This is a genomic window from Ensifer sp. EB106-05-01-XG146, assembly GCF_058791875.1.
The window spans coordinates 1095001-1110059 of sequence record NZ_JBYTDX010000003.1; the positions used below are offsets into that span (position 1 = coordinate 1095001).

The following is a 15059-nucleotide window of genomic DNA, read 5'->3' on the forward strand; positions in this document are numbered from 1 at the left end:
ATTCAGCAACCGGGCCCACGCCCCCGGCAAGCAGCTCCGCTCAAATACGGGGTACTGATCCTGGTGATGAGCCGCCTCCCATTTGCCTGCCTCTCCAACAGGCGGCCGATGTGGATGTTGCCGACAGCATGGGTCTCGAACATCTCTGAGAAAATGGGCTCGCTACAGGCCGAGGTTCTGGCATGAGAAGGTGATGATCTTCTGCGAGCGAAGTTGCTCGATCTCGCCTCGAAGGGCTGATGGCACGGCGACCGACGTTCCGAAGAAGGTCGATTTCGCTAAGGAGTCGCGCAAAAGAAGCGGTCACCGCGTCAGAGACGATAAACTGCATCAAACGATGCGAGCATCCCAACCGCAAGCCGCCCGCGTCACCATGACGTTATATACACGCGGGCGAAAGTGTGGGCGGCGCTGACGATGTGGGAGCCGTGCTCCCCCACCCAATGGTGGCTCCCGAAAAGAGCCCCTTCCCTTTCTAAACGCGCCCTCTCGTCAGCGTCGATTGCTCGCCTGATCTGATCGAGAACATGCGACTAGTCGATGCCTGGGTATGTGGCGGCGTCAGCGAGACGCCTAGGCCCGCTCGGTGCGCGACGCAGCTGAGGTCGCGGCCGCAGAGGGCGGGGCCGCCTTCAAGCTCGCGGATCGCATGATCATCGAACGGCCACGAAAGATCCTTCAAAAGGTCTACGAGCCAGCGGTCGACGTCAGCCGAGCATGGCCATCTTCAACTCCGCCTCGCGACCGTAATGGCGGCGCAGCGCCGTGGTGAGGTCGCTTCCGCGGCCGAGCTGTTCATCGGCAAAGCCGATCATCTGCGAGTTCGGCCAGGCCTGCGGACGGATGGCGACAAGACGGGCAAACAGGCTCTCGCCCGGCTCGTCCGGGTTTGCCTGCGCCATCAGGGCCAGCATCGCGGCGGTCGATCGCGACACGCCCATATGGCAATGCACCAGAACGTGGCTCGACGCCTGCTTATCTGCGCGCTCCAGGAAGTCGTTGCCGAAGCGAAGGATCGCCTCGACATGGTCGGGGCGCGGCATCACCCGGTTAGGTACGGCTGCAATGATGTCGTGGAAGCGCAAGGTCGTGCGGTGATGGGCGCCGTAACCGCCAAACGCCTCAAGTTCCGGCAGCTCCGGATCGACGATCGACAGGACGTGGGTCACCTTCCTGTCGCTCTGGCCCGGTAGTTCGTCGATCCCGCAAACGGTCAGCACTGGCGAAAAGGTCGTTTCCATGTCGATTGTCCTTGCATCCGGTTCATAGCGTGTCTGCCTCGCACTTGCGCGCGAGCAGGGCAAAAAGCACGTCGAGCATCACATACATCGGGGCGCGGCCGGTCGGCACGATGAGCGGATGGGTCGAGGCGCGGTAGGCGTTGAGATTGATGCTTCCATCGGCGAGGGAGGCGACGATGGAGCCGCCCGGAGAGATGGAAACTATACGTGCGCCGGCCTTCTTGGCAATCTCGATGTTCGAAATAAGATAGCTCGTTCGGCCCGAGAAGGAGAGCACGAAAAGCACGTCTTCTCCCGTCAGGCGCGGTGCGGAAACCATCTGCAAGGTTGGATCGGAATTCATGTCAGTGAAGATGGGTAGGACGGCGAAGCTGTGACAGCATTGCAAACGAGCCGGGGATGAAGCGTATCAGAGCTTTCAGCATAGCGCCGCGCTGTGGGGGAAAGTAGGAATTCGCGTCACGGGAAGCGCGGAAAAAGGGCCGTGGCAGGACCTTCAACATCCGAAAGGGGATGGGATCGGATGCCCCGTACTTAGCGTTCCGCTTGAGCATCAATTTAATCCGGCGAATGTGAAGGTTGTGAACGTGGGTGAGCCCCACTTTGATTTAGACGAGATTTCACTTTTAATCGGACGGAATTCAAACCGTGTATTCCGAGGCTAGCAGACTAGGGTCTCTGGCTTCGCCACGAAGCCAACGACCAAGCCCCCCGGCCGACTTTCTCCAGTGTCTCCAACCTTGGGTTCGCACCGCCAACTTCTATTTCCGCGATCTGCCGACGAGTGAGGCCGACGATCTCGGCAAACTCCTGCTGGCTGAGACCTATGCCTCTGCGGAGGTCACGTACTGCGTCCGGGAAATGCAAGCCGCCGCACCGCAATCCTGCAGAGTTCGACACCGTCTGCGGTGAGATGCTGGGAGCGCTGTGCTTCCCGTCTCCTAGCGCCGCTTCGCAATCAAGGACCGCGACACAACCACAACGAGCCCGATCAAAACCGTCCCCGCGATGAAGAGGAAGGCCGCCGCAGCGATCGCAGGGCTGATGTTTTCACGGATGCTGGAAAACATCTGCCGCGCCAACGTCCGCTGGTTCGGGCCTGCGACGAAGAGCGTGAGGACGACTTCGTCCAACGACGTCGCAAAGGCGAGCACCGCGCCAGAGAGTACGCCCGGCATGGCGAGCGGCAGGGTGACCCGGCGGAACACCGTGGTTGGCGAAGCACCGAGGCTCTGGGCCGCAAGCTCGACGCGCTGGTCGATGCCGGCAAGCGCGCCGGTGACGCTCACGACCACAAAGGGCACCGCAACGACCGTGTGGGCGATGATCACGCCCATGTAACTGTTGGTAAGGCCAAAACCCGCCAGCAGCATTTGCATGCCGACCCCCAGCACGACGGCCGGCACCACCATGGGCAGCAGGAAAAGTGTGCGCATCGAACCGCGAAAGAGAAGAAGGCGGTTGCGCAGGCCGAGCGACGCGGCCGTACCAAGCGCGGTTGCGAGCAAGGTCGTGCCCGTGCCGATGATCAGGCTGTTGACGATTGCCCGCCGCCAGGCGTCCGCGAAGAAGAGTTCCTCAAACCAGCGTAGGGACCACGACGGGATCGGATAGGTGAGGATCACGCTCGAGGTGAAGGCGAGCGGCAGGATGGCAATGAGTGGCGCGACGAGGAAGAGGATCGTCAGCGTGGCGAAGGTGGCCTTGGCGATTTTTATCGGCATGGTCACCGCCCCCCAACTTCGTCGCTGGAGAGCCGTGAGTAGACGCTGTAGAGCAGTAGAGTTGCGACCAGGAGTACGACCCCGAGCGCACCGGCCATGCCCCAATTCGCCGATCCCGTGGCGTAAAAGGCGATGATCGAGGAGATCATCTGGTCGCCCGGTCCGCCAATCAGCGCCGGCGTTATGTAATAGCCAATCGCAGAGATGAACACTAGCAGAGCGCCGGACGCCACACCCCTGAGGCTTAGCGGCAGCAGCACTCGCAGGAAAGCGCGCAGCGGGCGCGCGCCGAGCGAGGCGGCGGCCGGCATCAAGTTCTTCGGGATGGTGATGAGCACGGAATAGATCGGCAGCACCATGAACGGCAACAACACATGGGTCATGGCGATGATGACGCCGGTGCGGTTGAAGATCAGCGTCAGCGGCGCATCTATGAGGCCGATGGCGCGCAGGAGATCATTGATGAGACCCTGCTCCTGCAACAGGATGAACCAGGCCGCGGTGCGCACCAGAAGCGACGTCCACAGCGGCAACAACACCGCGCCAAGCATCAGATCACGCTTCCAACCCTCGAGCGAAGCGGCGATGATTGCGTACGGAAAGCCGATACAGGCGCATGCGAAGGTGACGAGCGCGGCTATCCAGAAGGTGCGCATGAGGATCACGGCGTTGACGGACTGGTCTGGTGGCAGATGCTCGATATCACCAGCCGCATTGCGACCAAGATCGACGGCGGCAAGCAGGTTGCGGTCGGTATAGGGCGAGAGCGCATCTGCGATCGCCAGCCAGAACTCCGGCTTCTCCCAGCGTTTGTCGATGGAAACGAGGTCGGCGGGTGGGTTCGCCGTATCTTTCAGTGCACTCGTCGTCTTGCCCATCAGCGTGCGAAACCCGGAGCGGGCGCTGTTGAGACGCCGCACCATGTCACCAAGCGCCTGATCGTCGTCGACGGACTTCAGGTCCTCCATCAGCGCCATCTGCATGGGTGTGGTGGGTGGAGACTTACGGTCCCAATCGGCCAGAACTTCCGCGCTGCGTGGCAGCAGCCGCAACACGGCCGGATCCGACACGGACTGCGCCATCATGCTGAAGAGCGGCCAAACGAAGAAGCCGATGAGGAAAAAGAGCAGCGGCGCCAGAAGAAGCAGCGATCGTCCAGTGCGGGAGGAGACTCCACTCATGGCGCAATGACCCGACAATCGCCGGCCGAAAACGCCGCAAAGACTTTGGTGCCTGGCGGAAACTCGCGCGACCTTCTGCCGAGTTTGGCGATCAGCGGGTGAGTGGCGTTCTGCAACTGCACGCGCAAATGATCGCCCTGATAAACGGAATCCGTAACTTCCGTTTCCAAGACGTTTCGACCCTCACTGCGCGTCTCGCTGAGATCTACCCGTTCCGGACGGATGGAGAGAAAGACGGATTGGCCGGAAGCGACGCTGCCGGAAACCGCCGACACAATTTGTGCCCCCGAACGAAGACGCACAGTCGCTTCCGCGCCTTGCACGGTTTCCACGACACCTTCGACGAGATTGGTCTCGCCGATGAATTCGGCGACGAAGCGCGTCGCCGGCTCGTCGTAGACCTGGCGGGGTGTCCCGATCTGCTCGATCTTGCCCTTGTTGAAGACGGCGACGCGATCCGACATCGTAAGCGCTTCGGACTGGTCATGCGTAACGAAAACGATTGTTAGGCCGAGGCGGCGGTGCAGATCGCGGATGTCGAGTTGCATCTGCTCGCGCAACTGCTTGTCAAGCGCGCCGAGTGGCTCGTCCATCAGCACGACACGCGGTTCGAAGACAAGCGCCCGGGCCAGCGCCACGCGCTGCTGCTGGCCACCCGAGAGCTGCGAGGGCCGTCGGTCGGAAAGGGTTGAAAGCTGCACCATGTCGAGTGCACGTTTGACGCGCTCATCGATCCCCGCCTTGCCAATACCCCGCATCTGGAGCGGAAAAGCGATGTTTTCGCCGACTGACATGTGCGGGAAGAGCGCGTAGCTCTGGAAGACAACACCCATGTCCCGCTTGTAGGTGGGCACCTTATTGATGGCAGTTCCGTCGAGAAGGATCTCGCCCGCGGTCGGCTGCTCGAAGCCAGCGAGCATCATAAGAAGCGTTGTTTTGCCCGAGCCGGACGGGCCGAGCAGGCTGACGAACTCCCCCTTCCCGATGCCGAGATCGAGATGTTCAACCACGCAAAGCGGGCCGTAGAATTTCGTAATGCGGTCAAATCGAATGTATTCGGCCACGGCAGACTCCATCGCTAAAGGCGAAGGATGCGTCCTCAAGAAACGCACCCAGCCATCCAGGAAAGGGCGCTCCCGGTGGAGCGCCCTTCACCACGGATGTTCTTACTGGGCGAGCCAGGCGTTGAAGCGCTGCGTCAGCGTCTCGGCATTGTCGATCCAGAAATCGACATTGAGCGAGATGGCATCTGTCATGTTGGCAGGATCGGTTGGCAGGTCCTTGGAGAATTCCGCCGGTACTTTGGACGCGGCCTCCTTGTTCGGCAGACCGTATGCCACGAATTCCGGCAGTTTCGCCTGGTTTTCCGGCAGGCTCGCAAAAGCGATGAAGTCCTGCGCAGCCTCCTTGTTCTCCGCATCCTTCAACACGACCCAGCTATCGACGGCATAAATGCTGCCGGGAAAGACGACCTTGAAGTTCTTGCCTTCCGACCGATTGATGCCGGTGATGCGGCCGTTGTATGCCGAAGTCATAGCGACTTCGCCCGATGCGAGGAACTGCAACGGCTGTGCGCCCGATTCCCACCAGACGATGTTAGGCTTCAATTCGTCGAGTTTCTTGAAGGCGCGGGCGACCCCCTCCTCTGTACCGAGAACGTCATAGATCTGATCCTTGGAGACACCATCGGCGAGCAGCGCGAATTCCAACGTGTATTTTGGGCCCTTGCGCAGCGAGCGCTTGCCGGGGAACTTTTCGACGTTCCAGAAGTCCGCCCAGGAAGTCGGGCCTTCCTTCAGCTTGTCGCCGTCATAGGCGATGGCCGTCGACCAGACGATGGCGCCGACACCACAGTCATTGACAGCAGATTCGAGGAATTTGTCCTTACCGCCCATCTTGTCCCAGTCGATCTTTTCATAAAGACCGTCGGCACAACCGAGCGCCAGTTCTTCGGCTTCCACCTGCACCGCATCCCAGTTCGGTGCGCCGGCCTTGACCTTCGACTGGATGACGCCGATGCCGCCGTCCCAGGCTTCGTCGAGCACTGGCTTGCCGGACTTTTCGGAGAACGGTTTGAAGTAGATGTTGCGCTGGGCATCCTGATAGTTTCCACCCCATGAAACGACTGTTAGATCTCGCGCGAAAACCGGCACAGCAAGGCCCGCCGACAGAACGACGGCAGCCGCCGCCAGGACACCCGATTGAAAGATTGTCTTCATGGCATTCCCCTTTTCTTCGTTGGTGAAAGAGCCGCTGCGGCTCCGATGACGATCCCATGCAGACCGTTGTCCCCGTCCAGTTTGCGGCGGTGGCTGCGGCCTCACCGGTCTTTGCGCCCATTCTCCCTTGGACGTTTCAACCGATGGATGCATTCTAGTCATTGCAGGCCAACGGGTTTTTCCCGATTTGACCGTTGTCAGACGTGCTGCCCTCCGTTGATGTGGATTTCCGCGCCGTTGATGTAGGACGATGGCTCGGTGCAAAGGAAGTAGATGGTCTCCGCGACTTCGCGCGGTTCGCCCAGTCTTCGCATCGGCACTTCCGCCGCCACCAGTTCATCGGTTCCGGGCGACAGGATAGACGTTTCGATCTCGCCCGGCGCGATGGCGTTCGCCCTGACGCCGCGTTGGCCGAATTCGTGCGCCATTTCGCGGGTCAGTGAGGCCAGCGCCGCTTTGGACGCCGCATAGGCAACGCCTGCAAAAGGGTGGACGCGAGAGCCTGCGATGGACGTAACATTGACAATCGAGCCCTTCGCCGATTCCAGTTCCGGCATGAGCGCGCGGGCGATCAAAGCGGTCGACACAAGATTTACGTTGAGTACCTGCGTCCAGACATCGGCATCGGTATCCAGCACACCGAGGCGACTCTTGCCCGGTCCCTTCGGCGAAATGCCCGCATTGTTCACGAGGGCATGCAGGCGCCCGTTCGGTAGGCGCTCGCGCACGGTCGCAGCCAGGCGGTCAATCTGCGTGAGATCGGCAAGGTCGGCCTGGATATGGCTCTCGCGTGCGGACGGCCAGGCACATTCCTCGGAAAAGGACTGGCGAGAAACGGTGAGAATGCGCCAGCCCTTCGACTGAAAGAGCTTGACAGTTGCGTGCCCGATCCCGCGGCTCGCCCCCGTCAGCAACATGTACCGGCAATCATCGGTCATCGGAGCGCTTCCTTTTGATGTTTGATGCATCGTAATAGGCTGCCCATGAATTGCAAGTCTCCTATTCCAAGCGACGTTAAGCCCGGCGCGCCTCCGGCTCGCTGCCCCGTTCGATACGCTCGAGGATCGGCTTGCCGCCGAGCAGGATGTCGTCGACGATTGCCATCGAAGCGGCGGCGGGATCGTGCCGCTTCAGGGCTTCGACAACCGGGTAGTGGTGGTCAATCATCGCCCGTCCGCCCTCTATGTAAGCATCGGAAATATGTGGTCCCATCCGCAGCCAGAGCCGCCGCAGGATGCTGTTCAGCACCGGCAGCCCGGCGATCTGCGGCAGCAGGAAGTGGAAGGCTTGGTTGAGTTGCGTACCCTTCAGTCGGTCGCCGGCCTCGATTGCTTGTTCGTTTTCGCGCAAGATTCGCTCCAACGCTTCGATATCCGCGCTCGTCGCCACCTGAGCCGCAGTCTCCGCGGCCAGTCCCTCCAGGCGCACCCGTATTGCGCGGATCTCGCGGTAGCGGTTTTCGCTCAAGCCCGGGATGCGGATGTCACGCGGCGAGCGGAAGATAATCGCCTCGTCATTGGCAAGCCGAAGGATCGCGTCGCGGATCGGCGTAACGCTTGTGCCGAATTGCTCTGCCAGAGCCCGGATCTTCAGCCGATCGCCGGGTTGGAACCGGCCCTGGATAAGCGCATCGCACAACGCACCATAAACGACGCTGTTGAGGTTCTCATGATCCAGTGACGTGAATTGAGGCATAGAATTCGTCCAAAAAATGGAATAACAAGATACTTGATGCATCTTTTTCGCTATGTTTCAAGTATGGCGTGTCGCAGACATCATTCACCGAAAGGCTCGGCGCGACAATGTCGTCGTTGTCGTGGTCAGCTGACGGGCAGAGATTGACGGAAATGCGGGCGACCGCGCCAACGGAGCAAGCATGACGGAGCCATCGCCCACCGCCAAGAACGCCGATTCCATGTCGGCAACATGGAGCGCGACATCGCTTTCCGATGCGGAGGCGGCGGTGAAGAAGGTCTATGGCGCGAGCGGCTCGATCAGGCGGCTCTCAAGCGAAAGGGACGAGACCTTTCTTTTTACCCGCTCGGACGGAGAGGACTTCATCCTCAAGATTGCCAATCCCGCCGAAGACCCGGCCTCGCTTGAGTTCCAGGATGGTGCGCTAATGCATCTGGAGGCTGCGGCCCCCAATGTCCCGGTGCCAAGGCTCATGCTCACGAAAACCGGAGCGCCGAGCCATACGCTTTCCACCTCCGATGGCCCCCGCGTCATGCGCCTGTTGACCTTCCTCGGCGGCGAACTGCAGTACCGCACCTCGGCCTCAGAGACGCAGAGCCGCAACGTCGGCCGAGCGCTCGCACAACTTGGGCTGGGTCTCGAAGACTACAAAGGGCGCCCGCCCGCCGGAAAGTTGATGTGGGACATTTCTCATACACTCGACCTTGTCGCCCTGCTCGACCATGTCGGCATCGAGCGCCGAGCGCAGGTGGAGGCCATACTCGCCGAGTTCGAACGCTCGATGCCGGCGATCGCCGCGATCAAGCGCCGGCAGATCATCCATAACGATTTCAATCCGCACAACATCCTGCTTGATCCGGCAGAGCCGACCAAAGTTGTTGGTATCATCGACTTCGGCGACATGGTGCATGCGCCCTTGATCAATGACCTTGCCGTCGCCCTCTCCTATCACCTTGCGACCGACAACTGGGCCGCCCGCACCGGCGCCTTCCTCGAAGGATTCCTGTCGGCGCGCGCGCTGGAGCCGGCCGAAATCGAGCTACTACCGCTTCTCGCCCGTTCCCGCCTCGCCATGTCCATCATCATCGCGGAGTGGCGTTCCGCACGTTTTCCTGAGAACCGGGCCTATATCATGCGCAATCACGCTACCGCATGCCGCGGCCTGCAGAACATAGTCGATCTCACTCCGGCCGGGCTGAAACGGCTCGCGCCCAACCTTTCCGAGGCTTGATCATGTCGATGGTGAATGCTTTTTCGCGTGCAGACTTCGACCGACTAGACGAGAGCGAGAGGGCGCTTATCGCGCGCCGAGAAAAAGTGCTCGGTCCCGCCTACCGCCTGTTTTACGAAAAACCGCTACATCTTGTCCGCGGCGAAGGCGTCTTTCTGTACGACACGGCCGGCGAGCGGTATCTCGACGCTTACAACAACGTCGCCTCGCTCGGCCATTGCCATCCGCGCGTCGTGGAGGCAATCACGAAGCAGACGGCCGTGCTCAACACTCACACACGCTACCTGCACGAAGGGATCGTCGCCTATGCCGAGGCACTGACGGCCACCTTCCCCGAGGCGCTCAGCCAGGCCATGTTCACCTGCACCGGCAGTGAAGCGAACGATCTCGCCGTTCGCATCGCCCGCTTCGTCACTGGGGGCACCGGCATCATCGCGACGGACCTCGCCTATCACGGCCTGACGAGCGCGGTTGCCGAATTCTCGCCCTCGCTCGGCGAATCCGTGACGCTCGGCCCGCATGTGCGCACGGTGCCCGCGCCGGACAGCTACCGTCACTCGCCCGAACAGATTGCGGTAAAATTCGGCCACGACGTGCGCGCCGCAATCGCCGATCTCAAACGTCACGGCATCAAGCCGGCGATGCTGATCACGGATACGATCTTTTCCAGCGACGGCATCTTCGAAGGGCCGAGAGGTTTTCTCAAGCCTGCGGTGGACGCGATCCACGAGGCTGGCGGCCTCTTCATCGCCGACGAGGTGCAGCCCGGCTTCGGTCGAACGGGCGAAACGATGTGGGGTTTCGAACGCCACGGCGTTGCACCCGACATGGTGACGATCGGCAAACCAATGGGTAACGGCTATCCGATGGCGGGTATAGTGCTGCGCCCCGAAGTTATCGCTGAGTTCGGCCCAAAGGCGCGCTATTTCAACACGTTCGGCGGCAATCCGGTCGCCGCCGCGGCCGGCAAGGCAGTGCTCGACACGATCCGCATTGAGGGGCTGCAGCAAAATGCGCTGGAGGTCGGCTCCTACCTGTTGGGTGGCCTCAAGAGCCTTTCGGATCGATACCACGCTCTCGGGGACGTGCGCGGTTCCGGTCTCTTCATCGGCGTCGAGATCGTTGCCGACCCTGCCGCCAAGAGCCCTGATGCCGCGCTAACGACTCGGATCGTAAATGGTCTGCGAGATCGCCGCATCCTCATCAGCGCCTCCGGTCCGAATGCCAATGTTCTGAAAATCCGGCCACCTCTCGTCTTTTCTCGCGAGAATGCGGACATGCTGTTGGATGCATTTGGCGACGTGTTGCGGTCTCTTTGAAGAGGAGGCTTCGCGCCGCAGTCGATACATTTGCGCAGCGTCGCGAGCCGGGGCTGCGACGTAGGGAAGCGTGACCAGATAGTCGGCGACATGGCGGAAGTCTTCGACGCACAGCGTCGGGTCTTCAATGAAACGCGGCTCGCCACCGCTGGCGCCTTGAAAACTCGCATCGAAGGCAATGACGAGAAAACCTTCGTTCGCCAGAGCAACCCCATAGACGTTGCCCGAGGTCTGGTCTTTGCAGCTTCCGATCGGACGCGCGCTGATGATCGCCGGATATTTCTTCGACTTGTCGAAGTTCGGCGGGAAGTGGATGTCGGCGGTGATATCCCAATACAATTCGTAATTGCGAATTTTCACGGTTTCCATGATGCGATCTCCTTGGTTTCAGGATCGGGTCGTTGTTACGGGCCGGTGGCCAGCCCATTCACATGAACGCGGGCTTGTCGCCATCGGTGTTGGGTTTGTTGATGCCGATGTTGCGATTGCCGAGCGCACCCGGCGCTTCGGCCAGCTTCACGACAAGGGCTGCGACGCTCTTGCGCGCGACTTCGGTGCCCTTAAAGGGCTCGTTACGCTCGGTCGTTTCGTAATCGACTTCATCCGCGTCGGTCAGCCAGGCTGGACGCAGCACGGCATAATCCAAGTGCGATGCTTCGATGAGATCCGCCGCCTTGCGGTAGGGCGGGAAATACGCACCGATCTCCCGGTTGTTCCATTCACCGAACCTGCCCGGCACTTCGTCGTAGATGCCGAGCGTGGTGCAGAAGATCAGCTTGCGGACGCCAGTGTCATGCATGGCGGCGATGATGGCTAGTGCCTGTGCGTCGACATTACCGGCCAGGTTGGCATAAACCACGTCCTGACCGGAAATGGCTTCCTTCAGCTTGGCGGCATCGAGAACGTCCCCCTCGATGACACGGGCATTGGCAGCAATATCGCCACCTAGCTTCGTTGAACGGGATTGTTCAGGCCCGTTCTCCCAAGGACGGGCCTGACGGACTCCACCGAACGGCCCCGCCGGCTGGCAGGCTATCTCGCTCCCAGGCTGGTGTTGGTGCCGCAGCTATTCAGTGAGGTAGAAATGCACCCGAAGATGTTTGACCGGCCAGTTTACCTGCGTGAAAGGAAGGATCTGGTCCTCGAAATCACGAACCTGACCGATGCTATCGATTTCCTTGAGGAGTGGTCTAAAGGAGATCGCGACATCATTCACGACGCAACCCTGAAGACGTGCTATCTGGCACATGACGGTCACAAGCCAGTCGCGGTTGCGCGAGACGCGCTTCACGCCTTCGCGAAAAAGAAGGGCATACTGGTGAAGGCTCCAGCGGTGCTCCCCTGGATGATCAAGGCAAGGTCCGGTGGAGGTCGGATCTCACCGTGATCTGACCTTCCCGCGAGAGGCCGCGATTGTGGCCTCTCGGCTCGCGCCGTTGCGATATCTTCAAGGTGATGTGTTTCGCAGGCAGGCAACGAAGATCTGACAACCCCTCCTCCGAGTCTCGCTACCTTTGAAGCCTAAAAGATCAAAATCCGGAGCGACTTTACGAGAGCATGTGGGAATAGCCTTGTGAACAGGTTGGCACTGGAGAGTTGGGGCAGGCTTCTTGAGATCACTTTTCTGGTCAATCAACACACCTCTCTCTCCGGTGGAAGCAGCCTTTCGTGCATCAGGTCTTCAAAGAACCATGCCATGAACTGCTCTCGGCCCGATACACCCGCTTTGGCATAGACGCGTGTGAGTTGAGCGCGAACCGTACCGGGCGCGGCGTTTCGTATGCGAGCGATCGCGGGCGCGTCGAGCCCTTTCAGGGCAAGCCGCGCAACATCGCTTTCGGCGGAGGTTAGTCCCCAAGCCGCAAACTGCACGTCGACAATTCGCGCAAGCTCGCCGCGCGCTGTTTCCAGCGAGCGCTCCTGCTCGCGCAGAGAATCCAGCGTCAAGCGAAGCTGCCACCCTCCGATCAGGATGCCAAGGACGAGTGCCACGGCTACCATTGCCTCGACCAGGGCATGGGCGGTCCCGGGAAATTCGAGCAGGTCCGTAAAGGCATCGCCGACGAAGAAGGCCGCAGCGATCGTCTGGATCAGCACAAGAACTGCGAGGGCGGCGGATTGGCGCCGCCCCTTTGAGGATCTCAGCATCTCTGCTAGCTCCGCCGGCGCTTGCCGACGATCATCGGCCGGACGAGATTTCGGCCAAGCACTCGACTTTCGATGAGCACACCTCCGACATGAACAGCAGCAAGGACCAGCAAGAGATTTGCGGCCAACTCATGAACCTCCCCGGCGACGCGCATGGAGAACTCGCCCTTGTTATCATCGCCTTCGGAACCTGACTTGACAAGAACCGACCAGTTGCCCGCGGCGATCGCAGCGCGTTCTTCGGCAATGGCAGTCGGGCTCTTGCCATCGGTCATGAGGAGGCCTGTCGCCGTGACCAGCATGAGGCAAGCCCATAGAGTGTAGACCATGATCGCAGCCGCGGGATTGTGCGAAGGATATTCACGCGCCCTGCCCCGCAATAGATTACCGATATGGTGCAACGCCGCAGATGGCGATGGGGGAAAGGCACTAAAGCGCGCCTCCTGTGGCCCCACGACAGCCCAAATCAACCGGCTCGCGAACACGCCGATCACCGCCCATCCAACCCAAACATGCGCTATGCCGCCGGGTTTGGTGATGAACCCGTTTGCGAGTACAGCAGCCGCAATCGCCCAATGGCTGATGCGCACGAGTGGATCCCAAGGATTGGGGGGCTGGACCGCCCCCTCAGTTGCCTTCTCGTCGTAGGCGCCCATGGTCAGTCACCGTCCTTTATCTGACTGACTTTTCCGGACTTGGGGTCGATATAGACTTCCCAAGCTTTCCCGCCTGCATCCGAGCATTTCGCTTCGATCTGGCCGCCTTCGGGCTCGAAGTCCGAGACCTTGCATCCGGATTTCTCCAGCGCGGCCGTGGCGTCGGTGGGATTGGTCCCCACGCGATCGCCCACGGCCGGCGTCGCGAACACAGTGTAGGGCAATGTCGAAATCGTAAGAGCGAGTGCGATCGGTTTAATCATCATGACTTCCTTTCATGGATCACCAGGGCCAAGCGCCGAGGCGAAACCAGAAGGTCCGATCAGTATGATTTACGTCGATTGGCAATCTGCTGATTTCGGTCCGGATAAGCAAGTGCTTACGCTCCCTTTTCCTTACGGGAAGGCTCATAGACATTCTTGGAAAATTCACATTCCACCGGCGCGCGCCGCCAGAGATGACGAAACCGGCGGGCTACACCTAGCTGAGGATGGAGCTGCCGGTGTCGCGGGCCCATTTCGACAAGCATCCCTACGAGTTCAACAGAAGGACCGAACAGGTTCGCGTCGAGCTTGCCAAGCAACGCCGAAGGGCCCTCGCCGGCCAGAGCTCGAGGTCGCGGTTGGGAGATCCTTCCTCCATTGCGGGGCAATGCGGATGCTGGACCGGCCGACACGAGCAGGAAGGCATCGTCGTAGCAAGAGGCGATTTCGCCGGAAAGCGCACAGGTCTCGAAGAATGGCGCTGCTGCTAATCGCGCATGAAGCCCTGAACTTCCTCGGGCGTTACTTTTCCGTCCTTGTTTGCATCGACCTTGTCGAAGATCCTCTTGTGAATTGCGGTGACTTCCTCGAACGAAAGGGCACCATCACCGTCGTTATCGGCAACGGCAAACATGATTTTCAACGTGTGGCCTTGCATCATGCCTTGCCGCATCCGCCCCACCATCATGCCGTGTTGTCTTCCCTCCATCATCGCCCCCGGCATCATCTCGGAGTAACCAGGATGCTCATCTTGTTTCAGGGCCGGGGAATCTTGGGCAAAGGACGGCGTTGGGCTACAGGATAGAAACGCGCCGAAAATCGCCACATATGCGGACATCGTCGTGTTCATGTGCGTTCTCCGTTTCAAGCGCAGAATAGCGACCAAAGACCTTGATATGCCTCCATTCTCTGGCTCGCCCGCGAAAATTAAGACACGACCAGATTACCGCTAAATTCGAACCCGTTCCTTGCGCCAAATCAATTAAGCCTTGTCCGGCCTTGGGCGGGGCACATAATGTCCGTGGGAAACAGCTTCACGATGTTCACACGGGCGTCGAGGCTAGAGTTCTTGGCCTGGCTTGAATGGTAAACAGCCGCCTGATCTGCGGGCCGTCAAGGCGGCAAACATCCGTGACACACGCAACAGGAGAGAGTTCGCGGAAGGCTTGAATGTGGAGAATACGATCATTTCAGCGGTCTGACCTGGCCTGTATAGAGACGGAGCAGGCGGAGGAAAGAGTTCTCTTCACGAGATACTGTCCTCTACTTCTCACGGCAGGTCGTGAGGCACGACCGGTGCTGTTGAAACGACCACAAAGTCCTCATTTCAGCCCTGCGGCAGGGCGCGACCAGCAACGGATTTATCGACCCAATCAATGGGC

Annotated in this window: 17 protein-coding genes; 3 read left to right on the forward strand and 14 right to left on the reverse strand. The window is 60.2% G+C overall.

Annotated elements, in window-relative coordinates; all coding sequences use genetic code 11:
- Positions 1-707 precede the first annotated feature (707 nt).
- From AC3WVQ_RS33740 to AC3WVQ_RS33780, 9 genes are all read right to left on the reverse strand, one after another.
- Positions 708-1241 carry a tyrosine phosphatase family protein gene (locus tag AC3WVQ_RS33740; protein WP_492383493.1) on the reverse strand — a complete coding sequence of 178 codons (534 nt, stop codon included), beginning with the start codon at positions 1239-1241 and terminating at the stop codon, positions 708-710.
- 22 nt (positions 1242-1263) lie between these two features.
- Positions 1264-1584 (reverse strand): SIS domain-containing protein, encoded by a 321-nt coding sequence (locus AC3WVQ_RS33745; protein WP_268091000.1) that lies wholly within the window; start codon positions 1582-1584, stop codon positions 1264-1266.
- Between the two features lie 326 nt (positions 1585-1910).
- The gene (locus AC3WVQ_RS33750) at positions 1911-2141 is read right to left on the reverse strand and encodes a helix-turn-helix domain-containing protein (protein WP_442780596.1); all 231 of its coding nucleotides are present in this window, start codon (positions 2139-2141) and stop codon (positions 1911-1913) included.
- A 41-nt stretch (positions 2142-2182) separates the two neighbouring features.
- Positions 2183-2965, reverse strand: coding sequence for an ABC transporter permease (locus tag AC3WVQ_RS33755; RefSeq protein ID WP_492383494.1), 783 nt, complete (start codon positions 2963-2965; stop codon positions 2183-2185).
- Positions 2966-2967: 2 nt separating this feature from the next.
- Entirely contained in the window at positions 2968-4146 is a 1179-nt protein-coding gene (locus AC3WVQ_RS33760; RefSeq protein WP_113080429.1) for an ABC transporter permease, read from the reverse strand.
- On the reverse strand, positions 4143-5222 hold the full coding sequence (locus AC3WVQ_RS33765) for an ABC transporter ATP-binding protein (protein ID WP_112772929.1): 1080 nt from the start codon (positions 5220-5222) through the stop codon (positions 4143-4145). Before AC3WVQ_RS33765 ends, AC3WVQ_RS33760 begins: the two co-directional genes overlap by 4 nt.
- 90 nt (positions 5223-5312) lie before the next feature.
- A complete protein-coding gene (locus tag AC3WVQ_RS33770; RefSeq protein ID WP_082566398.1) occupies positions 5313-6365 on the reverse strand; it encodes an ABC transporter substrate-binding protein in 1053 nt (350 codons plus the stop codon).
- 197 nt (positions 6366-6562) lie between these two features.
- Positions 6563-7303: an SDR family NAD(P)-dependent oxidoreductase gene (locus tag AC3WVQ_RS33775; RefSeq protein WP_492383495.1), complete on the reverse strand. Its 741-nt coding sequence runs from the start codon at positions 7301-7303 to the stop codon at positions 6563-6565.
- Between the two features lie 76 nt (positions 7304-7379).
- A complete protein-coding gene (locus tag AC3WVQ_RS33780; protein ID WP_492383496.1) occupies positions 7380-8060 on the reverse strand; it encodes a GntR family transcriptional regulator in 681 nt (226 codons plus the stop codon).
- A gap of 181 nt (positions 8061-8241) precedes the next feature.
- Here AC3WVQ_RS33780 and AC3WVQ_RS33785 point away from each other — a divergent pair, with 181 nt between their 5' ends.
- Complete coding sequence (locus AC3WVQ_RS33785) at positions 8242-9291, forward strand: phosphotransferase (RefSeq protein WP_492383497.1); 1050 nt, start codon at positions 8242-8244, stop codon at positions 9289-9291.
- Positions 9292-9293: 2 nt separating this feature from the next.
- Positions 9294-10610 carry an aspartate aminotransferase family protein gene (locus AC3WVQ_RS33790; protein ID WP_492383498.1) on the forward strand — a complete coding sequence of 439 codons (1317 nt, stop codon included), beginning with the start codon at positions 9294-9296 and terminating at the stop codon, positions 10608-10610.
- Positions 10611-11037: 427 nt separating this feature from the next.
- Here AC3WVQ_RS33790 and AC3WVQ_RS33795 read toward each other — a convergent pair whose 3' ends face one another.
- On the reverse strand, positions 11038-11676 hold the full coding sequence (locus tag AC3WVQ_RS33795) for an NAD(P)H-binding protein (protein WP_492383574.1): 639 nt from the start codon (positions 11674-11676) through the stop codon (positions 11038-11040).
- An 18-nt stretch (positions 11677-11694) separates the two neighbouring features.
- Here AC3WVQ_RS33795 and AC3WVQ_RS33800 point away from each other — a divergent pair, with 18 nt between their 5' ends.
- Entirely contained in the window at positions 11695-11997 is a 303-nt protein-coding gene (locus tag AC3WVQ_RS33800; protein WP_492383499.1) for a DUF982 domain-containing protein, read from the forward strand.
- Positions 11998-12242: 245 nt separating this feature from the next.
- On the opposite strand, the gene AC3WVQ_RS33805 is transcribed toward AC3WVQ_RS33800, so the two are convergent.
- From AC3WVQ_RS33805 to AC3WVQ_RS33820, 4 genes are all read right to left on the reverse strand, one after another.
- Complete coding sequence (locus AC3WVQ_RS33805; RefSeq protein ID WP_492383500.1) at positions 12243-12707, reverse strand: helix-turn-helix transcriptional regulator; 465 nt, start codon at positions 12705-12707, stop codon at positions 12243-12245.
- A 56-nt stretch (positions 12708-12763) separates the two neighbouring features.
- Positions 12764-13414, reverse strand: a complete 651-nt coding sequence (locus AC3WVQ_RS33810) for a cytochrome b/b6 domain-containing protein (RefSeq protein ID WP_492383501.1) — start codon at positions 13412-13414, stop codon at positions 12764-12766.
- Between the two features lie 2 nt (positions 13415-13416).
- The gene (locus tag AC3WVQ_RS33815; protein WP_192445672.1) at positions 13417-13677 is read right to left on the reverse strand and encodes a PepSY domain-containing protein; all 261 of its coding nucleotides are present in this window, start codon (positions 13675-13677) and stop codon (positions 13417-13419) included.
- A gap of 487 nt (positions 13678-14164) precedes the next feature.
- Positions 14165-14527, reverse strand: coding sequence for an EF-hand domain-containing protein (locus AC3WVQ_RS33820; protein WP_492383502.1), 363 nt, complete (start codon positions 14525-14527; stop codon positions 14165-14167).
- Positions 14528-15059 lie beyond the last annotated feature (532 nt).